This is a genomic window from Pseudomonas asuensis (assembly GCF_014646755.1).
GTDB classification, from domain to species: Bacteria; Pseudomonadota; Gammaproteobacteria; order Pseudomonadales; family Pseudomonadaceae; genus Chryseomonas; species Chryseomonas asuensis.
On sequence record NZ_BMNW01000005.1, the window covers coordinates 392,673 to 418,414 of the forward strand.

General features: G+C 53.7%; 22 protein-coding genes. 8 read left to right on the plus strand and 14 right to left on the minus strand.

Going from position 1 to position 25,742, the window contains the following annotated elements:
- Positions 1-5: 5 nt before the first annotated feature.
- The 11 genes from IEX86_RS13705 to IEX86_RS13755 form a co-directional block, all read right to left on the minus strand.
- A complete protein-coding gene (locus IEX86_RS13705) occupies positions 6-1,253 on the minus strand; it encodes a thiolase family protein (RefSeq protein WP_188866682.1) in 1,248 nt (415 codons plus the stop codon).
- Between the two features lie 11 nt (positions 1,254-1,264).
- Positions 1,265-1,786, minus strand: coding sequence for a DUF3237 domain-containing protein (locus IEX86_RS13710; RefSeq protein ID WP_188866683.1), 522 nt, complete (start codon positions 1,784-1,786; stop codon positions 1,265-1,267).
- Positions 1,783-3,681: a feruloyl-CoA synthase gene (locus IEX86_RS13715; RefSeq protein WP_229685336.1), complete on the minus strand. Its 1,899-nt coding sequence runs from the start codon at positions 3,679-3,681 to the stop codon at positions 1,783-1,785. Before IEX86_RS13715 ends, IEX86_RS13710 begins: the two co-directional genes overlap by 4 nt.
- Before the next feature lie 123 nt (positions 3,682-3,804).
- Complete coding sequence (locus IEX86_RS13720) at positions 3,805-5,256, minus strand: aldehyde dehydrogenase (protein ID WP_188866684.1); 1,452 nt, start codon at positions 5,254-5,256, stop codon at positions 3,805-3,807.
- A gap of 107 nt (positions 5,257-5,363) precedes the next feature.
- A complete protein-coding gene (locus IEX86_RS13725) occupies positions 5,364-6,194 on the minus strand; it encodes a p-hydroxycinnamoyl CoA hydratase/lyase (RefSeq protein ID WP_188866685.1) in 831 nt (276 codons plus the stop codon).
- Positions 6,195-6,374: 180 nt separating this feature from the next.
- Complete coding sequence (locus tag IEX86_RS13730) at positions 6,375-6,938, minus strand: DUF3237 domain-containing protein (protein ID WP_229685337.1); 564 nt, start codon at positions 6,936-6,938, stop codon at positions 6,375-6,377.
- A gap of 9 nt (positions 6,939-6,947) precedes the next feature.
- The gene (mhpT, locus tag IEX86_RS13735; protein ID WP_188866686.1) at positions 6,948-8,195 is read right to left on the minus strand and encodes a 3-(3-hydroxy-phenyl)propionate transporter MhpT; all 1,248 of its coding nucleotides are present in this window, start codon (positions 8,193-8,195) and stop codon (positions 6,948-6,950) included.
- A gap of 28 nt (positions 8,196-8,223) precedes the next feature.
- Positions 8,224-9,681 (minus strand): alginate export family protein, encoded by a 1,458-nt coding sequence (locus tag IEX86_RS13740; RefSeq protein ID WP_188866687.1) that lies wholly within the window; start codon positions 9,679-9,681, stop codon positions 8,224-8,226.
- Between the two features lie 452 nt (positions 9,682-10,133).
- Positions 10,134-11,276 carry a pectate lyase family protein gene (locus IEX86_RS13745; RefSeq protein WP_188866688.1) on the minus strand — a complete coding sequence of 381 codons (1,143 nt, stop codon included), beginning with the start codon at positions 11,274-11,276 and terminating at the stop codon, positions 10,134-10,136.
- A 266-nt stretch (positions 11,277-11,542) separates the two neighbouring features.
- The gene (locus tag IEX86_RS13750; protein WP_188866689.1) at positions 11,543-12,682 is read right to left on the minus strand and encodes a pectate lyase family protein; all 1,140 of its coding nucleotides are present in this window, start codon (positions 12,680-12,682) and stop codon (positions 11,543-11,545) included.
- Between the two features lie 186 nt (positions 12,683-12,868).
- The gene (locus IEX86_RS13755; protein ID WP_188866690.1) at positions 12,869-14,014 is read right to left on the minus strand and encodes a pectate lyase family protein; all 1,146 of its coding nucleotides are present in this window, start codon (positions 14,012-14,014) and stop codon (positions 12,869-12,871) included.
- A gap of 469 nt (positions 14,015-14,483) precedes the next feature.
- On the opposite strand from IEX86_RS13755, the gene IEX86_RS13760 reads away from it, so the two are divergent.
- The gene (locus tag IEX86_RS13760) at positions 14,484-15,704 is read left to right on the plus strand and encodes an RtcB family protein (protein WP_188866691.1); all 1,221 of its coding nucleotides are present in this window, start codon (positions 14,484-14,486) and stop codon (positions 15,702-15,704) included.
- A 26-nt stretch (positions 15,705-15,730) separates the two neighbouring features.
- A complete protein-coding gene (gene rtcA, locus IEX86_RS13765; protein ID WP_188866692.1) occupies positions 15,731-16,750 on the plus strand; it encodes an RNA 3'-terminal phosphate cyclase in 1,020 nt (339 codons plus the stop codon).
- Positions 16,751-16,802: 52 nt separating this feature from the next.
- Here the strand turns inward: rtcA and IEX86_RS13770 are convergent, their stop codons facing one another.
- On the minus strand, positions 16,803-17,336 hold the full coding sequence (locus IEX86_RS13770) for an ankyrin repeat domain-containing protein (RefSeq protein WP_188866693.1): 534 nt from the start codon (positions 17,334-17,336) through the stop codon (positions 16,803-16,805).
- Positions 17,337-17,534: 198 nt separating this feature from the next.
- Positions 17,535-18,422 (minus strand): manganese catalase family protein, encoded by an 888-nt coding sequence (locus tag IEX86_RS13775; protein ID WP_188866694.1) that lies wholly within the window; start codon positions 18,420-18,422, stop codon positions 17,535-17,537.
- A gap of 715 nt (positions 18,423-19,137) precedes the next feature.
- Here IEX86_RS13775 and IEX86_RS13780 point away from each other — a divergent pair.
- The 4 genes from IEX86_RS13780 (at position 19,138) to IEX86_RS13795 (ending at position 21,531) form a co-directional block, all read left to right on the plus strand.
- Positions 19,138-19,809 carry a CsgG/HfaB family protein gene (locus IEX86_RS13780; RefSeq protein ID WP_188866695.1) on the plus strand — a complete coding sequence of 224 codons (672 nt, stop codon included), beginning with the start codon at positions 19,138-19,140 and terminating at the stop codon, positions 19,807-19,809.
- A 23-nt stretch (positions 19,810-19,832) separates the two neighbouring features.
- The gene (locus IEX86_RS13785; RefSeq protein ID WP_188866696.1) at positions 19,833-20,192 is read left to right on the plus strand and encodes a DUF4810 domain-containing protein; all 360 of its coding nucleotides are present in this window, start codon (positions 19,833-19,835) and stop codon (positions 20,190-20,192) included.
- Positions 20,193-20,201: 9 nt separating this feature from the next.
- The gene (locus IEX86_RS13790; protein ID WP_188866697.1) at positions 20,202-20,879 is read left to right on the plus strand and encodes a DUF799 domain-containing protein; all 678 of its coding nucleotides are present in this window, start codon (positions 20,202-20,204) and stop codon (positions 20,877-20,879) included.
- Between the two features lie 91 nt (positions 20,880-20,970).
- The gene (locus IEX86_RS13795; RefSeq protein WP_188866698.1) at positions 20,971-21,531 is read left to right on the plus strand and encodes an RNA 2'-phosphotransferase; all 561 of its coding nucleotides are present in this window, start codon (positions 20,971-20,973) and stop codon (positions 21,529-21,531) included.
- A 35-nt stretch (positions 21,532-21,566) separates the two neighbouring features.
- Here the strand turns inward: IEX86_RS13795 and rtcR are convergent, their stop codons facing one another.
- Positions 21,567-23,174: an RNA repair transcriptional activator RtcR gene (gene rtcR / locus IEX86_RS13800; protein WP_188866699.1), complete on the minus strand. Its 1,608-nt coding sequence runs from the start codon at positions 23,172-23,174 to the stop codon at positions 21,567-21,569.
- Positions 23,175-23,567: 393 nt separating this feature from the next.
- Between rtcR and IEX86_RS13805 the strand changes: the two genes are divergently transcribed.
- The gene (locus tag IEX86_RS13805) at positions 23,568-24,326 is read left to right on the plus strand and encodes an outer membrane beta-barrel protein (RefSeq protein WP_188866700.1); all 759 of its coding nucleotides are present in this window, start codon (positions 23,568-23,570) and stop codon (positions 24,324-24,326) included.
- Positions 24,327-24,946: 620 nt separating this feature from the next.
- Positions 24,947-25,705 carry an outer membrane beta-barrel protein gene (locus tag IEX86_RS13810; protein WP_188866701.1) on the plus strand — a complete coding sequence of 253 codons (759 nt, stop codon included), beginning with the start codon at positions 24,947-24,949 and terminating at the stop codon, positions 25,703-25,705.
- Positions 25,706-25,742: the final 37 nt, after the last annotated feature.

Below are 25,742 nucleotides of genomic sequence, written 5' to 3' on the forward strand. Positions count from 1 at the left end.
TCCTCTTAACTGTAGTTTGGATTTTCGATCAGCACCGCCATGCCCTGTCCGCCGCCTATACAGGCGGCTGCAATGCCGTAGCGCTCATGATGAGCTCGCAGCTGTCGCGCCAGGGTCAGCGTTAAGCGAAGTCCGGTCGCTGCCAGGGGATGCCCCAAGGCAATCGCTCCGCCGTACATGTTTAACCGTGCGGGATCAAGGTCAAGCTCACGCTGGACGGCGAGCACCTGCGCACCTTGCGCCTCGTTAATCTCGAATCGTGCAATATCGCTTAATGCCAGCCCGCTGCGTTCGAGCAGCAAACGGATAGCCGGTGCCGGGCCGATCCCCATTACCTCGGGCGGAACCCCAACCGCCGTAGCTGCCAATAGGTTAGCCAAGCATGGCTGACTCGTCTGACTCGATCGCTTTGCCACCACCATCGCAGCGGCGCCATCGACTACTGCGCAGCTGTTACCCGCGGTTTGCACGCCGCCATCATGAATCGCTGAAAGCTGGGCTAACGCCTCCAGTGATGTGGATCGAGGGTGACTATCAATAGTCACAGAGGCGATCCGACGCGGCAATTGGATACCACGTGGCTGATACCCCTCCAGCAGGAATTCTTCTGTCTGTACGGGCACAATTTCATCTGTGAACCAGCCTGCCTCCTGCGCAGCCAGCGCCCGGTTAAAGCTTGCCAGGGCGTAGGCATCAACTTCGGCACGCGTCAGGCCGTAGCGTCGGGCCAGCTGCTCGGACGTACCGATCATATCGATCCCAGGCGCTGGGTCTAGCAAGGCTTCCCAGAGAAAGTCCTTGAACTCTACTGAAGCCCCCAGACGAAAGCCGCTACGGTGGGTATAGGCCGCGATGGGGTTGCGAGACATGGATTCACTGGCCACACACAGCGCAACCTCGGCATGCCCCAGAGCAATCTGCTCACCGGCTTGGCGCAGCAGCTCAAAGCCGGTGCCGCAGATACGCTGGACTTGCAATGCCGGCACACCTATAGGTACGCCGGCATAAAGGCCGATATGCCGTGGCAGCAGGTAAGCGTCAAAACTGGCCTGCGCCACAGACCCTGCCAGAATGCTGTCGACCTGCTCTGGCGCGACATAACAACGAGCCAGGGCTTCACGTGCTACCTTGATGCCCAAGTCAATAGGTGAAACCTGCCCCAGCGCGCCGCAGTAATCCACCCAGGGCGTACGGACGCCTCCGAGCAGCACTACATCGTCAAACGCGGAATATAAGCCCTGCTGTCGTGCCATCTCTGCGCTTCCTATTTAAGGCGATACACGCGAATCAGCACGGCGTTGCGCTGCAATGGTGCCCTTTCGACGGTTCCGGCATAAACGTAGCGATTCAACCAGCCGTAAGGGCCGTCCGGAGCGGTAATGGTCAGCGTCGAGAAGGCATAGGGCCTGGTATCCAGCTCGTGAATCAGGGCCTGGTTATGGATCGTCAGGATCGTGCCATCGTGGGTGCGCATCTCATACAAGGCATCGAGCTGCTGGACGCCATCGGCACGGACCAGCTGCCGATCCGCCCCTCCCGGCAAGACCTTGCCACGCAGCCTGGGACCAACGAAACGTCCGCCGGTAATCGGTACGATACGACGCTCCCCCAGGGGGCCCTTGCCCAGGGACACAGTATCGGCAATCTCCACGGTCGCCTCGTAAACCAGCTCCGTATGGGGAGCCACACCGGTGGCCGCTTGGGCAGTGGTCATCATCGATAAAAGCATCCATCCCGTGACGAGTCCCATCACAGTACGCGCCTTGATCCCCACAGAGTTGTTCATCGCGCTGCTTCCATCGCCTCGAAACGAACAACCGAGGCGTCATTGCCCTGGCAGATTGTCTTGATCCGATCCGCTCGCCACTGCAACACGGCGCGCTGGTTGATCGAACCTTTGTCCGTAATTTCACCTCGATCTATGGAAGGCGGCTCATCGAGCAGGCAGGCCCAGGCCAGCCGGCTGGCATTGCCGGTAGCCTCGCGATTAAGACGTTTGAGTAGTCCAGTAAGCCAAGCCCGTACGGATGATGATGCAAGAACCTCCGCGGGGGACGCATCCTCACTCAGCCCGGACAAAGCGCGGCATTCCGGCAGCCGCGGAAAGAGCAGCACGCCCAGGCAATCATGATCAGGGCCGACAATAACGGCGTCCTGAACATAAGGCGCACCCTCCAGCACGATGCGTGTCCGTAACGGACCAACACTGACAAACACACCCGATGAGAGCTTGAAGTCCTCAGCGATCCGTCCATCGAACATAAGCCCCAGATGCGGCTGCTGTGGGTCCGCGAACTTCAATGCATCGCCTGTGCAGTAGAACCCCTCCTCATCGAAGGCCTGGGTATTTTGCTCCGGTGAGCGCCAGTAGCCCGGCATGACGTGCGGCCCACGAAAGCGCGCTTCAAGCTTGCCATCCACAGGCGCTAATTTGACTTCGCAACCCGGCGCCGGCAGCCCCACATAGCCTGCCATAGAGAGTGGCCCTGTGGTAAAGGTGCAGGATGGCGCCGTCTCGGTCATGCCCAGCCCCGCCATCATGCGGATACGTTCACCACAATGCCGCTCGGCTACACGGTCGAGGCGGTCCCATACACTTTGGGAAAGCCCGGCGGCGGCAAAGAAGAACAACTTTATCTTGGCGAAAAATCGCTCGCGCAACTCAGGATCATTTTCCAGCGCAGTGACTAACTCCTCCCAGCCCTTTGGCACCGTTAGATAAGCCGTAGGCGATATCTCCCTTAGATTGCGCAAGGTTTCGGCCATGCCTTGCGGCGTAGGCTTGCCCTCATCCAAGTAAAAGCTGCCACCGTTATAAAGCACGATACCGATGTTATGACTGCCGCCAAAGGTGTGATTCCACGGCAACCAGTCCACCAGCACAGGGGGCTCTTCACCAAAGGTAGGAAAGGTTTGCAAAAGCATCTGCTGATTAGCGCACAGCATTCGCTGGGTCGTTACTACGGCTTTCGGCAACTTGGTAGAGCCGGATGTGAAAAGAAACTTGGCAATGCTGTCCGGGCCGGTTGCCTCGAAGGCCGCTTCAGCCTCGGCGCCACCGGGCTGGGCAAGCAGATCATCGAAAGGAATACAGAGCCTTCCATCAAGATCTCCTCGGGTCAGGATTACCGGGACTTCAGTAGGGACACGTGCTTCGATGGCGCGACGGTAAAGCTCGCCATCACAGGCAAACACCATTCCCGGGTCGAGCAGATCAATGACATGTTTGATTTTGCCCAAGTCTTGAGAGAGCAGCGAATACCCTGGCGAGACCGGGCAATAAGGAATGCCTGCGTAGAGCGCCCCCATGCACAGCTGGAAGTGTTCAAGATCGTTCCCGGACAGGATGACCAGCGGGCGCTCGGCTGAAAGCCCGAACCCCAGCAGGGTTTGTGCAATGGCACGGGTGCGCTGGAGCATGTCGGCGTAGGTGATGCGCCGCCACTCCCCGCCCTGTTCACGTGCGGCCACAAAGGTGTGATCAGGCCGTACCCTGGCCCAGTGGACCAGGCGATCAAGCAGCCGCCTCGGTAACGGGGCCAGAGGTTCCAGAGCCTGCATACGGATAATGCCATTTTGCTCATGGCGGATGTCTACGGCCGGATGACCAATCGACACCGAGCGATATCGGGGCTTGGCCGCACCAACCTTTTCAATGCACAGCTCGGACTCACAATTCACGTCGCATACCTCCTGTGGGCACGCGCAGGGCCGGACACGACTGAATCCGCACACCAGACCCCACGCATGGCCAGCCTGTATCAGGCCGGTGTTGTCATTGTTGTTGTCAGGAATAGCGTGGGTTCAAATGGGGTAATGTCGGCGCGTTGTCTGGAGCGTGATCCAGCGCAGCTGGGTAAAGTGCTCGACCGAAGCCGCCGAGCCAAAGCTGCCATAGCCACTGCCCTTCACACCGCCGAACGGCATCTGGGCTTCGTCATGCACCGTCGGGCCATTGATGTGGCAGATGCCGGACTCGATCCGCTGGGCCAGCCCCAGGGCACGATTCACGTCGCGGCTGAACACGGCGGCAGACAAACCGTACTCGGAGTCGTTGGCTACGTGCAGGGCTTCTTCGTCATCCTTTACTCGAATGACGGATAGCATCGGCCCGAAGGACTCCTCACGGTAGAGCTTCATTTCAGGCGTTACGCCATCGATAACAGTCGCCTGCATCAGGCAGCCGTCAATCTCCCCACCTGCTGCCAAGCGTGCACCCTTGGTCAATGCATCATCCATCAATGCCTGCAAACGCTCAGCCGGTGCCCGGTCGATCAGCGCACCCAAGACCGACGTGCTGGCTTGCGGGTCGCCAGCCAGTAGGGTTTTGGCCTTGGCAGCCAGCTTGCTTACGAACGCATCGGCAATGGATTCATGCACGATCAGCCGCTCAGTGGACATGCAAATTTGTCCTTGGTTAAAGAAGGCGCCAAAGGCAGCCGCCTCTACCGCGGCATCCACGTCTGCATCATCCAATACCAGAAGTGGCGCCTTACCGCCCAGCTCCAGCACCGCAGGCGTGAGATGACGTGCTGCCATCTCACCAATGATCTTGCCAACTCTTGTGGAGCCCGTGAAGTTGACGCGGCGTACCGCCGGATTAGCAATGAGCCGCTCGACGATAGCCGGCGCATCCTCTGGTGCGTTGTGAATTACGTTGACCACCCCATCACCCAAGCCAGCCTCATGCAAAACATCGCCAATCAGCGCGTGTACCGCCGGACATAACTCGGAAGCCTTGAGCACTACGGTATTGCCACAGGCCAGCGGCATGGCAATCGCACGCGTAGCCAGGATGACCGGCGCATTCCAGGGCGCAATACCAACAACCACACCGCAGGGCTGACGCACCGCCATAGCCATCGAGCCCGGCAGGTCGGAAGGGATGATCTGTCCGGTAATCTGGGTCGTCATGCACGCCGCTTCCCGCAGGATGCCTGCTGCAAGATGAACATTGAAGCCGTACCAGTTAGGCATGGCGCCGGTCTCACCCCGTCCCGCCGCAACGAATTGGTCTGCACGGCTGGCCATAAGATCGGCCGCCTTGAGCAAACGCGTCCGGCGCTCGTTAGGCCCCAGCGCAGCCCATGCGGGAAAAGCTGCATGTGCCGCCGCGACAGCGGCGTCGGCGTCTTCAAGGCTAGCCGCTGCCGCGCGGGTGACGGCTTGCTCGGTCAACGGATTGCGGCGCTCGAACTGACGCCCATTGGAGGCCTGCACGTGACGGCCACCAATGAGCAGGGAAACCTCATACATGATGCGATCCTCGTTTTTATATTTGTCAGGAACTGCACACAACAGCATACGCCGGAACGCCCGCCTTAGCCGCTCAGGACGGGCCCAGGCGTCAGGGTATTCAATGTTTAACGACGATAGGTTTGCAGACCCGGCTTGATGCTTTTCTCGTCAAGGAACTGCTTCATGCCTTCCTCTCGGCCATGCTCGGGATCACGCAAGCGAGCCTGGTCAAGCTTGGCGTACAGGTAGTCTTCGTTCTGCTCCCAATTGAGTTCGCGGCAACGCTTGAAGCCGATCTTGGCCGCGCGCAGCACAACAGGATTCTTTTCAAGTAGCTCACGCGCCAGGGTAACCGTTTCTTCACGCAGCTGAGCCAGCGGCACACTCTTGTTGACCAGACCCATCTGAGCGGCTTTTACACCATCAAACGTGCGGCCGGTCATGATGTAATAAAGGGATTCACGATGGCCTACGGTGTCCGCCATGGCTTTGCTGACCAAATTGCCGGGCGGGATACCCCAGTTGACCTCGGAAAGACCAAACGTGGCCTCATCGGCAGCAATAGCCAGATCACAGGCCACCAGCGGGCTGAAACCACCGCCAAAACACCAGCCGTTGACCATGGCTATGGTCGGCTTGCTATACATGCGCAGCAGCTTCCACTGCCACTCGGATGCCTCACGGCGGATCTTTTCCTGAAGGATTTCAGGGCCTGCATCTACCTCGCGGAAGTATTCCTTGAGGTCCATGCCTGCGGTCCAGGCGTCACCTGCGCCGGTTAATACCAATACACCCGCATCGGCATCCTGTTCCAGTGTCTCCAGAATCTCGCGCATTTCCCGATTCAGCGTCGGGCTCATGGCATTGCGCTTTTCAGGACGGTTAAGGATCACCCAGGCGATGCCCTCCTCAACCTTTACCTCTACGGTTTTCCAGCGACCTTCGTAATTGCTCATGGCGGAACCCTTATTGTTGTGCTTCTTGTAAGTCCAAGCTAAGGCAGAAAAATAGTTATGTCAATTAACTATTTTTAGATTTTTACAACTCCATAAGCTTTTATACTTATTAAAAATCTGGCCGTTATACGGCTGACTTAAAAGCGCTTTTTAATCGTTAACAAAATCAGTCAGTTAACTTTATTTGAGCAAGTAGGCGTCATATACCACGGCCTTGCCCAAACGCATGGCACTGCCAACCCCTATTGCCCGGTTGAGCCAATCGTATTTCTCGGAGCTGGTCTCAAAGGTCATCGTGACCTTAAAGAAATACTGACTCGGATCAACAGGCTTACCGGCCGCCACATCTTTCATTACCTCCGGTGGGCCGTAGCGATAACCCTTGGTCTGTAAGTAGACCAACGCACCGTCATCTGTCTTGAGCAGGTAGCGCGTATCGATAATGGCCAGCCCGTCATCAGTCACGATTTGCCAGTCCGCTCCGTTGTTGAGGATTTCGCCCTTAAAGGACGGACCCTCGAAGCGCCCACCGGTAATCGGGATGATTCGACGCTTGCCCAGGTCGCTGGTCTTGCCAAGCTCCCACACAGGCGCGGTCAGATCGACTTCGAATCGGGCCAGCTTTTCGAGCTGTAACGGCGGCGGATCAAAGGCTGGTTTTTCCTGCACCTCATCGGCCATCGAAGTGCCTGACAACAACGTTCCAGCCGTTAACAGTAAGACTGTAAATAGAGGCTTGATCATGGTTTCTCCTTAATGAGCCGGTTCACCCGCCAGCACGGTAGCGTTAACCGGTTTGGCGGCCTGTCGATTGAGCAGACAAAGCACGGATGCGGCGGCGATCACCACGCCGGGTGCGGTAGCGATAACCAGCGTCGACGCAGCGCCGCCCATGGCCAACACCTGGCCGGCCAGAAGGGGCCCTGCCATGGCGCCCAACCGCCCAACGGCTACAGCAGAGCCCACACCAGTAGCCCGCACGGCTGCCGGATAGACCACGGGCGCCAGTGCATACAGCACCAGTTGGCCACCCACTACAAACAGGCCCGCCATGAATCCGGCCACGATTACCGCAGCAAAGCTGCTTGAAAGCCCTAGCCCTGCCAGCCCTCCTAGAATGCCGGCATAAATCGCAACCACGACGATACGGGGCTTCCAGCGATCCATAAGCAACCCAAACAGGACCGAGCCGATACCGCCACCAATGTTGAACAGGATCTGCACGGTTACTGCCTGGCTGCGTGTAAACCCCTGCCCTACCAATAGCGAAGGCAGCCAGTTGAGCAACATGTACATCACCGTCAGGGTAAAAAAGTAGCTGATCCACAGCATCAGCGTGGTAGAGGCTCTGACCTGATGAAACAGGCCGTCCCAGGTACGGGTGGGCCGCTCAGTAGCACGAGCCGCCTGCCGACTTTTGACAAACGCCGAGGACTCCCTCAAGTACAGCCCAAGCAAAGGCGCCACCAGGAGCGGCGCAAAACCACCCACATAGAACACCGTCCGCCAGCCCATTCCAGTTTCCAACAGACCCACAATAGCCGCCAGCGCGCCACCTAGCGGCACGCCGCAATACATCAGACTCACTGCCGTATTACGGGCACGCTCCCCCGCTGACTCAGAGGACAGTGCGATCAGATTAGGCAACGCGCCCCCCAGACCAATCCCAGTCACGAAGCGCGCCACCAGAAGGCTCTGCATATCCCAGACGTGAGCACTGGCCAGCGAGAAAAGGCCGAACAGCACCACAGAGGCGATCAGCACTTTCTTGCGCCCAATTCGATCAGCACACCAGCCCCCCAAAAAGGCGCCCGGTAGCAACCCCAGAATACTGGCGCTAAAAACCAGCCCCATTTGTGCCGGCTTGAAGCCAAACGCTGCCGCCATGCTGGGCGCAGCAATCCCCATTGCCTGTAAATCCATCCCTTCCAGCAAGGCCACCACAAAACACAGGCCTATGGTCAGGCGTGTACGGGCATCAGCCATCCCGAGCGTAGTCATAACAAAACCTCCTCATGGGTCAGGCGCATCAGAAACGGAACGTTGTTGAAACCATGCCAAAATGGGTATCCGAGCCGTTGGCCTGTCGCACCGCCTTTCCCGCCTGGAAGTAGCTGTACTCCAGGTCGACGGTCAGGTTCGCGGTTGGTAGCCAGCGCAGGTTGTTGCGAAACAGGTTGCCGGTTTTGGGCGATGAGCTATTGGGTGTTCCCGGCACATAGGACATACCCGGCAGATAAACCCCATCATTCGTACTTTCACGCCAGACAGCAAAGGCGCCGGTTTCCACCTGCAGGTATTCACGCGGCGCAAAGGTCAGCAGCGGGCCGATCAGATACATGTTCGAAAGCGTGGTCAGTCCCGAATCCCCATAGAAACCATTCTTGGGAAACAACGGGTCGAATGTGCCAATCTTGTCATCACCAAAGCGGTCATCACCGCTGGCTGCATCGAAACGCACCGCCAGGCGCGGCTTCCAGGACTGCCTGAAGGTATACCCCGTCTCGCTGCTGACACCCCAGGCACGAATACGCGCGCCTTCCAGATGACCACCCTGATAGGCCAGATCCCACGACCAGTCCCAACCGGCCTGCTTGCCAAACAGCCGTACGCCACCGGTGTAGCGCTTCTCGCTTCCTGTTAGCCCGTCCAGGGTTCGCTCGTTGGTCTCTAGCCCAAAGCCGTACACATCCATTTTCAGGATAGCTGTCAGCGGTAGCGTTCCGTACAACCCATAAAACTTGACGTTGTTGTTGGAGCCATCATCAAAGCTGCCCTTACCGGTCTCGACTGGGCGAAGGGCAAAGGCGTCAAGCTTGTAGCCGCCAGGGCGGGAATAACTCAAGCGCACCCCATCAAAATTGAGTCGAATATTGCGCGCTTCACGGTAGGTGATGAACGCCTGGTTGCCATACCCCAACTCCTGACGCCCTACCCGTGTCATCAGCTGCCCGCCCAAGGGATTGGTGTTGATATCAATAAACGCCTGATGCAGCTCCGTCCTGCTCTGGTCATACGGCCCGTACAACGCCTTGTTCCAGGCACGTGTGTTTTCCAGCTGAACAAATGCGCGGACCTGGTCATCCATCAGGTGCAGATCGCCATGAACTTGGAGTCTTTGCTGGATATAGGAGTCCTTGTTTACGCCCCGCAGTCCGAATACCGGGTTATTGATGGTATCCGTGCGATAGCGCGCCTCTGCACCAAACTGGACCCAGGCTGAATCAGATAATCGGTGATAACGAAACGGATCAAAGAAATCGGTACGCTTGGATTCATCGTCCAGAAACCGATAGTCCTCAGCCCAGCGAGGCGGTCCAGGCGGCAGGGGGCGTGCCTTTTCTAGGGAGTTATCGAGCGGCAAAGGCCGAGACTGTTCGAGCGCGACCGAGGGAGCAGCTAAGGCAGCCAGGGAATGAGCGGATAGCGCAACAGCAAGGCATGAGGGCGCCAGCGCGCCGGCACGCCAGGAAAGCGATAAGGACATGACCGATACCTGTTTATTGTTGTTGTGGATCAGTGCCAGGGAAAACGGAGGGCTTTGGTCAGCCAGAGAGCAGCGACACGTCGTAAACGTGTGGAGGTAGCCGAAAGACAGTGCGCGTACGGAAGGTGAATAACGCTGGATAAGCGGATAAATCAGTACCAATGAACATAGACTAGCTCCATATTGTTTTTATTATTAACTTTTTAATGAATGCCGTTGGCTTCATCTCTATGTGCTTGCCCTTTGGATACTTGACTCCAGCCTGTCTATCGTCAAGACATTAACGTCCTTAACGATCGATTATCGAACGTTATAATTATTAACTATTTAGATGGCTAAGCATGTAAATGACTGTACCGTGCGCAAAGCGGCATGCCAGACAGGAAGGAATAGAAAAGGCGAGAAATAGGCAGAAAACTGCCACCTCCTTGGGGAGATGGCAGTTACGTGGGTTAGAAGCTGATCTTGCCCGCACCTGCTTCGGAGGGGACTTTGGAAGCTACGAGCGAAGCCGCAACCTTGGTGTATTTGTAAGGAGGCGTCCAACCGATGTTGGAATTCCAAGAGCATTTCATGGAAACGCCATTGATGAGTGAACCCACATCCTTATAAACGCTGCCGCCGTTCTTGGCTGTTACCTTATCGCAACTGCTGATGCCGCTGATATTAAACGCATTGGCTTCAGACAAGATCGCCGATGACTTGCCGACACCGTGAGCCGAATAGAACGGATAAACCGAATCCTTCGTATTGCCCATGTGCAGGTTGTTGTACAGGTGCACCTGACCAAAACGTACACGTGGGGCACGCTGGGATACGTTTTCGAAGACCGAGTTGTGAATGGTGACCTTCAGCTTGCCCTTGTCAGTTGAGCTGGCGCTGTCGCTAGAACCAATCAGGATATTCTTGTCGTGTAGCTTGAATACCGTATTGGAAATGGTCACATAGTTGGCACCTTTCTTCACGTCCAGCGCGCCGTCGTGATGCTGCACATGCCGTCCCTTCTTGATCTCGCTCGGATCATCGGGGCGACTACCATCAGTAAAGGTCAAATGGTCAATCCAAACGTTGCTGGCACCCTGCACAGTAACGCCGTCGTACTCGGAGTTCCAGTTACCTGAATCACCATCATCCGGATCGAAAACCGGAACCGGATCCCAAGGATTTTCAATGGTCAGGTTACGCATGATCACGTTGTTTTCCTTGATCATGAAAAACCCGTTGACGATGTGCGCAGTCGTTCCAAGGCCGACAATCGTCGTATTGGCAGGCACCGCCAGCTCGGCACGCTTTTTCATCTCGCTGGTGCTGGTGTAAGCCTTGCCTTCACTGATATCGATCTTGCCGGAAATCTTGATAATGCGGCTACTGGCAGAAGCCTTCAGGGCATTCTTCAGGTCGTTAGCCGTACGTACGGTATAGATGTTGGCAGACGCAGCAGCGGCGCCACCCTTTGTCCCGCCATTTTGTGTAGCCCAGCCTGTACTGGCTGCCTCACGCATATCTGCTGCAAAAGTACTGGCGGCTGTTGCCATCAGCAACATACCTGCGCCCAGTAGGGCTGGCTTCTTGAGTGAGCCTAATTTCATAGTCATGCACACGTCCTTACCGTTTAGTGTCTGTCAGTAACGCGTGCGCAGGCTCAACGCAAATGAGTTTCACTGCAATAATGTCATATTGGAATTTATAAATTTCTAAAGATAGCTCTCAACTAAAATGAGCAGTGTTTCTGCTTTAACATATCGACGGATCGATGTTTTGATCCGAGCAGATCACTAACGCGACATGTGCTGAGCGGTCATACGGGCAAGAAACCCCCTCACTCAAAATATGGGAGGGGGCTCGCGCGATCAGCAAGCGATCAGAAATTGATCTTGCCTGCGCCAGCGGAGGACTGAACGCTGGAAGCCACCAGCGAGGCGGCCATCTTGGTGTACTTGTAAGGAGGCGTCCAACCAATATTCGCATCCCAGGAGCAGCTCATCGTGACGCCATTGATCAATGACCCCACATCCTTATAAACGCTGCCGCCATTCTGAGCGGTAACCTTGTCACAGCTGCTGATACCACTGATATTGAAGGCATTGGCTTCCGATAGGATCGCCGATGACTTGCCGACACCGTGAGCCGAATAGAACGGATAAACCGAGTCCTTCGTATTGCCCGTGTGCAGGTTGTTGTACAGGTGCACCTGACCAAAACGTACACGTGGGGCACGCTGGGATACGTTTTCGAAGACCGAGTTGTGAATGGTGACCTTCAACTTGCCGCTGTCTGTGGAGCTGGCGCTGTCACTGGACCCAATCAGGATATTCTTGTCGTGCAGCTTGAAGATGGTATGGGAGATGGTCACGTAGTTCGCGCCCTTCTTCACGTCCAGCGCGCCGTCGTGATGCTGCACATGCCGTCCATTCTTGATCTCGTTCGGATCATCCGGACGACTACCATCAGTGAAGGTTAAATGGTCGATCCAGACGTTGCTCGCGCCTTCGATGGTGACGCCGTCAAACTCTGAGTTCCAGTTACCCAGGGCACCATCATCCGGGTCCCAGACTGGAACCGGGTCCCAAGGGTTCTCGATGGTCAGATTACGCATGATCACGTTGTTTTCCCTGATCATGAAAAATCCATTGACGATCTGTGCAGTGGTACCCAGCCCTACAATTGTCGTATTTCCCGGCACAGTCAATTGCGCACGACTCTTCATGTCGCTGGTCGTGGTATAGGCCTTGCCATCACTGATGTCGATCTTGCCCGATACCTTGATGATACGGCTGCCAGCTGACGCTTTAAGTGCATTTTTAAGCTCTGTTGCGTTACGTACGGTATAGGTATTCACCGAAGCCGCTGCCGCCCCGCCTTTCGTGCCGCCATTTTGCGTAGCCCAGCCGGTACTGGCTGCTTCAAGCACATCAGCGGCAAAGCTGCTCGACGCCATGACTGACATTAGCAGTCCCGAACCCAGCACTGATGCCTTGAGTTGCCCACACTTTATTTTCATCTTATTTTCCTACGTTGGGTTTACTGCCACTCACACATCTCTAAATCCAGTGTTTTAAATACCGGGATATCGCCTCCGATCTACACAAAAGCGCGCTCAACAGAGATCAGCGACATAAGCCATAGGCTCAGCCGCTCAGCTATGCAAAGCAGAGCGCTTTAAAGTCGATCGATACGATGTGTAGTTTTAAAAATTGATCCTGCCTGCACCTGCTCGTACAGGTACGGCAAGAGGCACGAGCGAAGCGGGTAATTTGGTGTATCGATAAGGCGGAGCCCAACCAATATTCGGGTCCCATGAACAGGTCATTTTCCGGCCATTGACGAGCGAGCCGACATCTTTATAGACCGTACCGCCCCATTTGGCCGTCACCTGATCACACCCACTGATACCCGCGACAGCGAAGACGTTAGCTTCCGAGAGAATAGCGGAGGATTTACCTACCCCATGAGCGTAGACAAAGGGATAAACAGCATGCTTGGTACTACCAAGATGAAGGTTGTTATACAGATGCACCTGGCCAAATCGCACACGAGGCGCACGCTGGCCTACCTCCTGGAAGACAGAGTTGTGGATCGTGACCTTTAGCTTGCCGCTATCAGTATCCGCGCGGCTATCGCTATTGCCGATCAGAATATTCTTATCATGTAATTTGAACACGGTGTTAGACACCGTGACATAGTTGGCCCCCCGAACGACGTCCAGCGCACCGTCATGATGCTGGATGTGAACACCATTGCCGACCTCGTTCGGATCGTCCAGACGTCCGCCATCGGTAAAGGTCATGTGATCAAGCCAGACGTTACTCGCCCCACTGATAGTGACGCCATCGAACTCCGAGTTCCAATTGCCTAGATCACCGTCATCTGGGTCCCAGGTAGGCGAAGGGTCCCAGGCATTTTCGATGGTCAGGTTACGCATGATCACGTTGTTCTGCTTGATCATGAAAAATCCATCGACGATACCGGCCTTCTTACCCAAACCAATAATGGTGGTATCGCCAGGAACGGAGAGCAGACCTCGCTTGGCCATATCGCTGGTACTGGTAAAGGGCTTTCCATCGCTGATGTCGATCGTTCCGACAATATTGATGATACGGCCATTGCTTCCGGCATTTGCACTAAGCGCATGCTTGAGTTCGGTAGCAGAGCGTACGGTATAGATATCGGTACCCATGGCAGCGGAGCCTCCACGGGTTCCTCCGTTCTGGGTTGCCCAGCCGGATGTTGCGACTTCGCGCATATGAGCGGCCAAACTACTCGTGCTGATAGCCAGCAAGAGCATACCTGTAGCCCACGTAGATTTTCTGCATACAACAGACTTAGTTGTCATACCAGCTTCCTGTTTTTATTAGTATGGAATTGCCGTTTACAACGATTTTGCACAATCAAACAATACATTCAGCCATGTATCACCATTAGCCTCTGTATGTCGTCATACCACAATAATCCACTTTGGCCCTTGGCAAAGCAACAGTCTGATATCAGTTTTTCTAGCAGCTCGTCGGGTGCCGAGTGACCGAATGAGTCATTTAAGCAGTAACAGAGGACTAACCTTTAAAGCATTGGATGAGAAACACCAGAATTTATACTGAATTATAAATCCTTATATTCACCTATCTAATTTTCAGGCCGACACTAAACCAGCCTTTTAAAAGTTTTTAATTTAATCGTTTATTTTCAATAGGTTAGATTAAAAACCCCAGAACAAACCATTGTGGCACACCCCCTGCTATATCCATGGATATCAAGAGTGCAGCGTGTTTGCCTGCATATCACCAAACCAATGGAGTAGCGTACACATGGAAAAGCAGAACTATCAGCTTCTTGAAGTAGCTAACGGCAAGCCCATCAAGATGTGGACCGAAGGCGTCCCCGTTGAAGGCGATGCCAAGCAGCAATTGATGAACACAGCCAAGATGCCGTTCATCTTCAAGCATTTGGCTGTTATGCCGGACGTACACCTGGGCAAGGGTTCGACCATTGGTAGCGTTATCCCAACCATAGGTGCCATCATCCCGGCGGCTGTAGGCGTTGATATCGGCTGCGGAATGATTGCCGCGCGCACGTCGCTGATGGCTTCGGATCTACCTGACAACCTGCACCCTCTGCGTAGTGCGATTGAAAGAGCCGTTCCACACGGCAAGACCTTTGGCCGCCGTGATCAGGGGGCTTGGCAGAATGTGCCTGACATGGCCGATCGCGCCTGGTCCAGCCTGGACAAACGATTCAAGGCAATTACTACTAAATACCCAAAGCTGGAAAAGACCAACAACCGTAACCATCTGGGCACCCTGGGTACTGGCAATCATTTTATCGAGGTCTGCCTGGACGAAGCCCAGCGGGTCTGGTTCATGCTGCATAGCGGCTCGCGTGGTGTTGGTAACGCCATTGGCAATCTGTTCATCGAGCTGGCAAAAAAAGACATGCAACAGCATATCGCCAATCTTCCTGATAAGGACCTGGCGTACTTTGAAGAAGGCAGCAAGCACTACAATGACTATGTGGAAGCCGTCGCCTGGGCGCAGGACTTTGCCAAGCAGAATCGTGCCTTGATGATGCATGCCGTCATAGAGGCAGCCCGCAATGTCATCACCAAACCCTTCGAAGCAAGCCTGGAAGCAGTAAACTGTCACCATAACTACGTGCAAAAAGAGCGGCATTTCGGTCAAGACGTGCTGATCACCCGCAAAGGTGCGGTTTCTGCAAAAAAAGGAGAGCTAGGCATTATTCCCGGCTCCATGGGGGCTAAAAGCTTCATCGTTCGCGGCTTGGGTAATGAAGAGTCATTCTGCTCCTGCAGCCACGGCGCAGGGCGAACCATGAGCCGAACCAAAGCCAAGAATCTGTTTACAGTGGAAGACCAGGTACGCGCCACTGCACATGTGGAGTGCCGAAAGGACGCCAATGTCATTGACGAGATCCCGATGGCTTATAAAGACATTGATCGAGTGATGGAAGCCCAGCGCAGTCTGGTGGAAGTAGTACATACCCTACGGCAAGTGGTATGCGTCAAAGGCTGACCAGTAGCATAAAGGAGGTTTTAACCATGGAAGAACTACACCTGGATGGCTCGATCGGCGGCGGTCAGATCTTGCGCAGCGCCTTGAGCCTGTCCATGATTACCGGGCGGCCCTTCAGCATCATTAATATTCGTGCGAAGCGGAGCCGCCCCGGACTGCTTCGCCAACACCTGACTGCCGTGCAGGCGGCAGCCGCTATTTGCGATGCTACCCTTGAAGGCGCTGAATTAGGCACGCTCAATCTGCACTTTCGCCCCGGCGCAATCAAAGGGGGCGACTATGAGTTTGCCATTAGCACAGCAGGCAGCTGCGTACTGGTTTTACAGACGGTGCTACCTGCTCTGCTCAGGGCACCTGCTCCTAGTCGCCTGCGGCTGAAAGGCGGAACGCATAACCCTGCCGCACCGCCAGTCGACTTCCTGCAAAAAGCATGGCTGCCCCTGCTGAGGCAGATGGGTGCCGATGTAAAACTTGACCTGGTTCGCCACGGCTTTGCACCTGCTGGCGGGGGTGAAATAACGGTAGCCATCCAACCCGGCGAGCTGCGTCCACTGGTGCTGGATACTCGCGGCCCTCTGATCAGCCAACAGGCGCAAGCGCTTGTAGCAGGCCTGCCCGAATCGATTGGCAGGCGAGAGCTAAACCAGATTGCCCAACGCCTTAATTGGTCTTCTGACATGCTACATAACATTCTGTTGAGCACGGCCCAGGGACCTGGAAACGTGGTGTTGCTTGAACAGCGTTACGAAGCGGTTACTGAAGTGTTTGCAGCGTTTGGGCAAAGTCGCGTCAGAGCAGAGCATGTGGCCAACCAAGCTGTTGATGAATTGCTTGTCTTTGAACGCAGCGGCGCGGCTGTAGGGGAGCATTTGGCCGACCAGCTTTTACTACCCTTGGTACTGGCAGGCAGTGGTCGCTTTACCTGCCTGAATGCGTCCGAACATCTCAAGAGCAATGCCGAGGTCATCCAGCAGTTTTGCCCTGTTCGCATTCTAATAGAGCCACTGGAAGGCGAATGCCATCAGGTTCGGCTAGAGCCGCGCTAAACCAGAAATGAAAAAGACGCCTGACAAGGCGTCTTTTTCATGAATAAGTAGCTTACTTTTGCAGCTCTTGAATGCGGGCCAGCAAAGCGGCCGTTTCTGGCGCACCCATGCGTTGGGCAGCCGCAAGAGGCGTTACACCATTAGCATCCTGAGCATGGATATCGGCGCCCTTTTCAATCAGGTACTCGGTGATTTCAGCCCGGTTGAACATGGCGGCCATCATCAGCGCTGTTTTGCCATCGGGTGAAGCACCTTCTATGTCAGCACCTTGCTCAGCCAACAGTTTCACCATTGCCAAGTCACCTTTAAAGGCTGCACCTGCAATTGGACTCTGACCGTTATCATTGCGGATATTAGGATCAGCGCCATGATCAAGCAGTGTACGCACTGCATCAAGCTGCCCGTGGTAGCTGGCCAGCATTAGCAGGGTATCGCCTTTACTGGTGCGTAAATTAGGGGGCAGCCCCTTGTCCAGTAGCTTGGCCAGTGTGGCTGCATCGCCACTGCGCGCTAAATCGAGTACTTGATGAGCGAACTCAATCGCCTGATCTTCGGAAAGTTGTGCGTCGCGATTCTCTTCGGTCATCTCGCTTCCTTGATATGCGGTAATAACAGTGCTGCTTACTGCGACTGCATTCCGACATTTTAATTCGTCCTGATGACTACCGGATAAAGAACTTGTCTATCGGCTCGCGTAAGGCTTCATATAAGAACCCTGCATGGCAGGGTGTGGTATCAGACCACAGCCAAGCCATGCATAGGTAATCATCTAGCTAGACACGCATCAGACTTCTTTCTTTTGCGTAGCCATACCAGAGCCTAGATCAGCCCCAGTGAGAGGGTTGCTGGCTGGGTCAGACATCGTACGCTTGACCATTTGCTCAACAACTTTCATGTCTTTGGCTGGCAGATTTACGGTAGCCAGACCATCACCACCATCAACAGCAGGCTGTGGGCTTTCCACAAATTCCCATTCGCCGCCCTGATTCCAAGGACCACGCATCTCGCCTTCGCCTTGAGACATGTTGAAGTACACGCTGGCGAATTCGGGCTTGCCAGGCAGCTTGCCTTGGGGGAAGTTGGGCTGCATTGAATGCAGGGCCTTCTCGAAAGACTTCTGGTGAGCGATTTCGCGCGTCATCAGGAACTGCAGAGCATCTTTCACGCCCGCATCGTCGGTCAGATTGATCAAGCGCTCATATACAATCTTTGCACGGGCTTCTGCTGCAATGTTGGAGCGCAGGTCAGCAGTAGGCTCAGTGATAGTATCGATATAGGCGGCTGTCCACGGTACACCTGCAGAGTTGGTAAGCGGTGCGCCGCCACCGTACAGGACCGATGTAATGTGGGAATCGTTACCTGCACCGGTAATGCTGCGGTACATATCGGCTTCTTCTTCGATGCCTTCGGCCATTTGGCCTTTATTACCTTTATTCAGCATTCCCACGATGGAGCCAATGATCTCCAAGTGGCTAAGCTCTTCGGTCGCGATATCCATCAACAGATCCTTACGACCTGCATCATCTTCGGCCAGACCTTGTGTGAAGTAGCGCATTGCAGCAGCAAGTTCGCCCTGGGGACCGCCAAACTGTTCAAGCATTAGATTGGCAAGACCCGGATTGGGACCAGCCACACGAACGGTGTACTGAAGTCGTTTGTTATGAACGAACATACAGTTCTCCTATCCAGAATTAATCACGTTGTCCTTATCCCAACTACTTCCCTTTTGATTTTTAATAACACCCATGGTGTAAAAGCCTGATAACGATGGTATGTACAGGCTCTGTATAAATGGAGGCAGTTTGGCTCTGGATAGTTCAGAGAAAATGACTATCAACCTGTGCACTTTTACCTATCAGGCCAATTAGAAAGTATTATTAGGAAGACTCGGTAAAACGTCTCTAGACCAGTATTTTCCACGCACGCAAAGCTTTTCTAGTACGTCAGAAACAGGCTTCAAAAGTTCTTTTTTAGGCACCTGACGCTTTTAGCCATTTGTCGGCTGGATCTCCTTTACGCCTAATGACTTATAGGTTTTAAAACGGACTGATCAGTCATATATCGAGTTGGATTTATCTTGGCTTTTTGGCTCAGCACTCCGCTTGTGACTTCTCTTGCTCCGTTCGTCGAGGTGCGACCTAATTCAGCGCAATAAAATTGATACAGTTCACAAATTACTTCTCTAGCAGGATGCTAATCAGCCAAGGACAGGTCAGGTTTTCTGAGCACCCGATTGCCGTTCATCGTCAATTTCAGCGAGTGCCCTTACCTTTTCTTTCTAGTTGAAAACAGCGAACGCTAGAGCAGTGTGATCTGTTCGCTAATTGTTATTGCTGTTCACAGAGGGAGTGACTGGCAGTAGCGTCAACGCTAGTAAAGAGACGTACATGAAAAAGAAGGTTTTGATTGCAAGCGCCATTAGCTTGGCTGCGCTGCTCTCCGGTTGCGCAACTGAAGGCTCTCGGACACTGGAAGTTGCCAAGGTGACTTCTGCCCAAAGCGTCTATCAAGGCATACGTCACCCTATTTCCGTGGGTAAATTTGATAACCGCTCAAGCTATATGCGTGGTCTTTTTTCAGATGGCGTTGATCGTCTGGGCGGTCAGGCTAAAACCATTCTGATCACTCACCTTCAGCAGTCCAACCGCTTCAATGTCCTGGACCGTGACAACCTCAGTGAAATAGCCCAGGAAAGCGCAATCTCGAAAAAAGGACAGCAGCTGCGCGGTGCTGATTATGTCGTTACCGGGGATGTAACAGAGTTTGGTCGCAAGGAAGTAGGTGATCAGCAGCTGTTCGGCATTCTTGGCCGTGGCAAATCACAAATCGCCTATGCCAAGGTCAACCTCAATATCGTTAATGTGCGTACATCCGAAGTGGTTTACTCGACCCAGGGTGCAGGTGAGTACAGCCTATCCAACCGGGAGGTGGTTGGCTTTGGTGGAACAGCAAGTTACGACTCTACGCTGAACGGTAAAGTCCTGGACCTGGCCATCCGTGAAGCGATCAACCGCTTGGTCGAAGGTATCGATAGCGGCGCCTGGAAGCCCGCACAGTAAATCGTTAACGCTAAGGAATGGATATGAAAAGCGTTTTACAGCCTTGTGCTGCATTGTTGTCGCTTACCTTTGTGGCCCTGCTCAGCGGTTGTGCCGAGCAGCCTAAATCGCTCTATTACTGGCCCGGTTATCAAGAACAGGTCTATGGGCACTTCACCAAGGAGACGGGCCCTGAGCAGCAGATCACGGCCCTGGAGGCAGGACTGCAACAGGCTCGCTCAAAAGGCCTTACACCCGCACCTGGCTATCACGCCCAGCTGGGAATGCTTTATGCCGAAGTAGGCAAAATGGATCAGGTTCGCCAGCAATTCGAGACTGAAAAAACCTTATTTCCAGAGTCCACCGCGTACATGGACTTCCTGATGCGTAACTTCAAGAAGTAGGAACCTCCCATGCGCACTCTTTATCTCAAAGCCTTATTTGTCCTTTCCGCCTTTGGTCTACTGGTAGGTTGTGCCAACCAACAGCAACCCTATGACTACACGGCATTTAGAGAAAGCAAGCCAACCTCCATTGTTATTCTGCCGCCAGTAAACAAGTCGCCTGATGTAAAAGCCACTTACAGCGTGCTTTCACAACTGACCTATCCACTGGCCGAAGCCGGTTATTACGTTTTACCTGTTGCCCTTGTGGATGAAACCTTCAAGGAAAACGGCCTGTTAAATCCCGAAGACATGCAGGCAGCGCCACCCGCCAAGCTTCGTGAAATCTTTGGTGCAGACGCTGCCATGTATGTGGAGGTCAGTCGCTATGGCAGTACCTATGCCATCATCAGCAGTGAGACGGTTGTAACCGCTTCCGCCAAGCTCGTTGATCTACGCAGCGGCAAATTGCTTTGGCAAGGTGCTGCGAGCGCCAGCACGGCCGAACAGCAGCAAAACAGTGGTGGTGGTCTGATTGGCTTATTGATCACAGCCGCTGTAAATCAGATCGCGAACTCTATTACTGATAAAGGTCACGAAATCGCCGGGATTACCAGTCTTCGCCTGTTGTCGGTAGGGCGCCCCAATGGCCTCCTGAGTGGGCCACACTCACCGAACTATGGTCACGATCCTATTGCAGGACGCTAGCCAAAGCCTTTCATTGGGCGGATTGCCGAGCAATGCCGCCCGATGTTTATAGCGTCTTGCCTAAAATGCACGTTGCAGTATGGAGGAACTTATGGGTAACAAGACGCTTACTGAGACGAGCAAATTCCTGAGCTATATCCTCAGGCATAAGCCTCAGGCAATTGGCATCACACTTGATAATGAGGGGTGGGTTGATGTTAGCGCCTTGATCGAAGGTGCCGCCAGGCATGGCCGCGCTCTGGACGAAACGCTCATACGCGAAGTGGTTGTGGGTAACGATAAAAAACGCTTCAGCTTATCGTCTGATGGGGCACGCATTCGTGCAGCTCAGGGGCATTCCACAACGCAGGTTAACCTTCAGCACGTCCAGAAAGTCCCACCTGAACGCTTGTACCATGGTACTGCCAGTCGTTTCCTGGAATCGATCCGAAGACAGGGCTTGATCCCCGGCTCACGCCACCATGTCCATCTCTCCGATAACCCTGACACGGCCCGTGCTGTAGGAAAGCGCTATGGCACGCCAGTGATATTAAATATCAGGGCGCAGGATATGCACCAGCAAGGCCATCGATTCTTTCAGGCGGATAATGGCGTCTGGCTGGTAGAGCACGTGCCCATGGATTTTATTTCAGAAACCACGATAGCACTCTAACCCCTGTCCTGTGAAAGACAGGAGGACAGCACCTGTTATTTCCCTCTTTTTACTTGTCCCCACTCTAGCCCGAATCGTGCCAAATACTTGCGCAGTCGATCAGCGTCGTTCGGCTGAGCCTTGGCCTGGCGCGAAACACCGAATAGCCGTCGTCCAGCATCGGAGAGATTATCCGCCTGCCGGCATACCTCAATTACAGAGGCGAGTTGCAGGCGGTCAAACAGATCCATGTCCTTTGCCTGCGACCCCAAAAGAAGATCGAGCTCATCACCCGATAAATCAAGCCCCCAGGCACGACGCAGCCGATCGATCTCCTCCTGCACATTTGCCTCATCAATCCGCCCGCTGTCTGCCAGGGTTGCCATGCGAGTAATAGATGCGGATAACTCACGAAAATTACCGCTCCACATAGCCTCACTGGATGTAGCAAAGCTTAGATAGCGCCGCCGTGCCTCCAGGTTGAACCGCACCAGATGTCCCTGCTCACGGGCATGACGCTCCAGCTCAAAATCAATATTTGGCTCGATATCCTCCCGCCGCCCCGCCAAGCCTGGCAGGTCGAATGTCCAGAGATTGATACGCGCCAGTAAATCTTCGCGAAAGCGCCCTTCCGCAACACGGCTGCGCAGATCCCGATGTGTTCCTGCCATCAACAGGAAATCGCTGGTGACCTCTTTATCAGAACCCAACGGGAAGAAGCGTTTCTCCTCGATAGCCTTGAGCAACATGGCTTGCTCATCGGCCCCCAGTTCACCGATTTCATCCAGAAATAACATCCCGCCATCCGCTGCGCGAAGCAGGCCTTCCCGCGCACTTTGCGCTCCGGTAAAGGCGCCTCTCGCATGACCAAACAGGGTAGACATAGCGCCGTCCCCTCTGAGCGTGGCGCAATTGACTTCAACGAAACGTCCATCGACTTGATGCCGACCACGCTTAAGCTCATAGATACGGCGCGCCAGAAAGGACTTGCCAGCCCCTGTAGGCCCTATCAGCAACATGGGAGCCTTGGAGCGCAAAGCAACCCGCTCAATCTGCTCGATGGTCCGGTTAAATGCCGTGTTTCGTGTTGCAATGCCTGACTTGAGAAAGGCCAGCCCCTCCAGGCGCTCATGCTGAAACCGGGTCGCAATACGATCATAGCGAGACAGATCAAGATCAATCAGCGCATGGGTTCCCGGCACCTCGTTGCTTTCATCACGTCGTCTAGCCGGTGACGTTTGAATCAGCTTCGCGGGTAGATATCGGGCTTCGGTCAGTAGAAACCAGCAGATCTGCGCAACGTGGGTTCCTGTCGTGATATGTACGAGGTAATCCTCCTGCTCGGTATCAAAGGTATAACCCGCTGCAAAATCGTGCAGCGCGCCATAGACCTCTTCAAAATCCCAGGGATTGCGTAGCGGCATGGCGTGCAGGCATACGTCTGTTTCCGGCGAGACCTGACAGATATCGCTCCTTAACCGCTCAGCGAGGCCAATGTCCCGCGCATCAGTCCCATGAATCAATTCAAGCCTGTCGATGAGCAGATCCTGTTGCTGGCACAGTCCTATTGTGGGGCGCCATTTACTCCAGCGATTAGCGCCCTGCCCTACGCGGTCCAAGGTCGAGCCGATAAAGCCAATAGCAACTGTCTTTTTACGTGACATCCCTATCTCATCTATTAAACGAAGCGGTGAATACCAAGCGGTGTTAGCCTTTGATAGGCTCAGGTCTGTAAGCGTTAATACTCAAGCCTGACAGTCAGTAACGACTATGCGCGAAATCTGATCGCAACTGGATTTCCCCTCTGCTCCCCGACCGCAAGTTACGCAAGCACTCTTAAGCGCCTACCCTAAGTCTTAACATTAGCGCGTGTACACCACAGCCTGTAGGGAATCTGTACAACCCCATTGATCTAGCGCTTAAGGAACAGCCCTTATCATCGCTAAATAGATATCTAGCTATCAATTAGATAGCTAACAATTATTGTCATTAAGCTTTCTCTGAATTAAAGTGATAGTGCTATGTAATATTATAGCGCAAAGTTTAGGAGTTTCTTTATGACTACAAAAGCCCGCAATCGCTGGATTCACTCTTCACTTTTTTCTGTATTGGCTGCCTTTTCTTTTCACGCTATGGCAGACACCAGCGGCCCTATCTCCACAGCTGGCATCACTGGCAGCTACGATCAGTATAAGTTGAAGTCTAATTTGGGCTCACAAAATGGCCACCTGCCCAAGGCTGGCGTGTTTTATAACTATGGCAACAAAATGACTGGCGGCGAAGGCCTGATTTACCAGGCAGGCGTTGAGGCCAAGTTTGGCGAAAAGCACAGCAATCGCCTTAAGGAAGGTCGTGGTCAAGCAGACGTAGGCTGGAGAATGGCTATCGACAACCAGAACTATGTCGATGCTCTTGTAGGTGCAGGCTATGACTGGTCTCGTTATGAACCCAATACCAGCGGCAACGATGCGCGTTTGACAGCAAAAGGTCCTTTTGCCAAGGCCGCTCTGGGTTACAACCATGCCTTCAATAACAACACCACGCTGCGTCTGGAAGGCGGTGTGCGTCGTCAGCTGAATGAGCGCGCCCGCCTGCGTATCCAGCATGAAGGCAGTGAAAGTGTAGACGTTCATGACCGCACCAATCCTTATGCGGAAGTGAACATGCTGTTCAACCAGAATAGTAAAGGTCTACCAATTACAGCGGGTCTGTACTATGAGCACCACGAGGACAAACTGAAGGATCGGCTAGCCCTGGCAGACAACGTCAAGCTCAAGCATGATGAGTATGGCGCGAAAGTCGGCATAGCGTTCTAACGCTTGTCCTTCTTCTGGATGCCTCCTTCTAACGATGGCATCCAGAAGAAAGCTCTCACTCACTACTAACCCAGCGCTCTTCAAGCTCGATGTTCACGCTTGCCTTAATCTTTGCTTACTCGCGTTTAGTGCCGTCACTCACACGTACACAGCCCACCATGCTGGCTTAGCTCACGGTAAAGCCTCTCCAACTGTTAACCCGCTACACGCGTATATCTCGACCCACTCCCTTACCACTGGGCTAAGAACCACTTTTCAACTTTTCAAGCTCATCCACCCTCCTACCCTAGCATTCAGCCTGCCAGCTAATAGGGACATTAGAAAAACGGGCCAGTCTGGATTTTTAATTGCCATCATAATTTATAGATCAGGTCTTAAGCGCCACATAGATAAAGCTTCATACGTATTATCTGGCAAGTATTTAGCAACACTTTAAAAAGTGTCGTTTTGATATCAGATCCAATAGCGAAAATATATAACTACCTCCTCCTTTTAAACTAATTTTTTATATCAACTTGCTTATCGATGCATCTCGTCTAGCGTTTGGAACTTATAAGGCAAGTGCTATTCGTAATACGCGCCTGTCGTAAGACTCACTGCTTTACCGAGGAGAGTTGATTATGTTTGCTTCTTTTGGAGCCCGCTGGGTTCAGACTTCTGCCGTAGCTGCACTTACAGTTGCTTCATCCTATGCAATGGCGGCTGATACAGGCCCTATTTCCAATTTGGGTGTACTAGGTAGCTATAGCAAATATAAACTTGAGTCTGACGTAGGCTCCGATAAGACTCACATGGGTAAAGGAGGCGTCTTTTATAACTTTGGTAATAAGATGACTGCTGAAGAAGGCCTCATTTACCAAGGTGAAGCCAAGGTCAAATTTGGTGAAAGACGCAGCAACAAGCTTAAAGAAGCTGAAGGCGATATCGACCTTGGCTGGCGTATGGCTATTGATAACACCAACTACCTCGATGCACTGATTGGTGGCGGTTATGGCTGGACTCGTTATGAGCCAGATACCAATGGTGAAGATGTCAAGCTAACGACCAAAGGGGCATTTGCCAAAGCAGCGCTGGGTTATAACCACCAGTTTGACGAAGCTACAACTTTCCGCCTGGAAGCTGGCGCACGCCGTACTATCAACGGTCGCGCACGTCTTAGCGTAGAAGACGTAGGCAGTGAACGGGTTGATCTTCGCAACCGCACTAATCCTTACGCGGAAATGAACGTACTGTTCAATCAAGGCGCTAACTCAATGCCTGTTATGGTAGGCGTCTACTACATACACAATGAGTACAAGCTCAAGAATAATCTCGATGTTGCTGATGATGTCAAACTCAAGGCAAACGAATACGGTGCGAAAGTAGCACTTGCCTTCTAATGCTTGGCTAATAGGTATCTTTTATGATGAAGCCCGA

Excerpts from the sequence above, each read along its gene's own strand:
- IEX86_RS13720 (WP_188866684.1), bottom strand. The coding sequence starts at position 5,256 with ATGTATGAGGTTTCCCTGCTCATTGGTGGCCGTCACGTGCAGGCCTCC.
- IEX86_RS13750 (WP_188866689.1), bottom strand. The coding sequence starts at position 12,682 with ATGAAAATAAAGTGTGGGCAACTCAAGGCATCAGTGCTGGGTTCGGGA.
- IEX86_RS13740 (WP_188866687.1), bottom strand. The coding sequence starts at position 9,681 with ATGTCCTTATCGCTTTCCTGGCGTGCCGGCGCGCTGGCGCCCTCATGC.
- IEX86_RS13705 (WP_188866682.1), bottom strand. The coding sequence starts at position 1,253 with ATGGCACGACAGCAGGGCTTATATTCCGCGTTTGACGATGTAGTGCTG.
- IEX86_RS13780 (WP_188866695.1), top strand. The coding sequence starts at position 19,138 with ATGAAAAAGAAGGTTTTGATTGCAAGCGCCATTAGCTTGGCTGCGCTG.
- IEX86_RS13710 (WP_188866683.1), bottom strand. The coding sequence starts at position 1,786 with ATGAACAACTCTGTGGGGATCAAGGCGCGTACTGTGATGGGACTCGTC.
- IEX86_RS13770 (WP_188866693.1), bottom strand. The coding sequence starts at position 17,336 with ATGACCGAAGAGAATCGCGACGCACAACTTTCCGAAGATCAGGCGATT.
- rtcR (WP_188866699.1), bottom strand. The coding sequence starts at position 23,174 with ATGTCACGTAAAAAGACAGTTGCTATTGGCTTTATCGGCTCGACCTTG.
- IEX86_RS13775 (WP_188866694.1), bottom strand. The coding sequence starts at position 18,422 with ATGTTCGTTCATAACAAACGACTTCAGTACACCGTTCGTGTGGCTGGT.
- IEX86_RS13790 (WP_188866697.1), top strand. The coding sequence starts at position 20,202 with ATGCGCACTCTTTATCTCAAAGCCTTATTTGTCCTTTCCGCCTTTGGT.
- IEX86_RS13760 (WP_188866691.1), top strand. The coding sequence starts at position 14,484 with ATGGAAAAGCAGAACTATCAGCTTCTTGAAGTAGCTAACGGCAAGCCC.
- IEX86_RS13805 (WP_188866700.1), top strand. The coding sequence starts at position 23,568 with ATGACTACAAAAGCCCGCAATCGCTGGATTCACTCTTCACTTTTTTCT.
- IEX86_RS13785 (WP_188866696.1), top strand. The coding sequence starts at position 19,833 with ATGAAAAGCGTTTTACAGCCTTGTGCTGCATTGTTGTCGCTTACCTTT.
- IEX86_RS13745 (WP_188866688.1), bottom strand. The coding sequence starts at position 11,276 with ATGACTATGAAATTAGGCTCACTCAAGAAGCCAGCCCTACTGGGCGCA.
- IEX86_RS13725 (WP_188866685.1), bottom strand. The coding sequence starts at position 6,194 with ATGAGCAATTACGAAGGTCGCTGGAAAACCGTAGAGGTAAAGGTTGAG.
- mhpT (WP_188866686.1), bottom strand. The coding sequence starts at position 8,195 with ATGACTACGCTCGGGATGGCTGATGCCCGTACACGCCTGACCATAGGC.
- rtcA (WP_188866692.1), top strand. The coding sequence starts at position 15,731 with ATGGAAGAACTACACCTGGATGGCTCGATCGGCGGCGGTCAGATCTTG.
- IEX86_RS13730 (WP_229685337.1), bottom strand. The coding sequence starts at position 6,938 with ATGATCAAGCCTCTATTTACAGTCTTACTGTTAACGGCTGGAACGTTG.
- IEX86_RS13810 (WP_188866701.1), top strand. The coding sequence starts at position 24,947 with ATGTTTGCTTCTTTTGGAGCCCGCTGGGTTCAGACTTCTGCCGTAGCT.
- IEX86_RS13755 (WP_188866690.1), bottom strand. The coding sequence starts at position 14,014 with ATGACAACTAAGTCTGTTGTATGCAGAAAATCTACGTGGGCTACAGGT.
- IEX86_RS13795 (WP_188866698.1), top strand. The coding sequence starts at position 20,971 with ATGGGTAACAAGACGCTTACTGAGACGAGCAAATTCCTGAGCTATATC.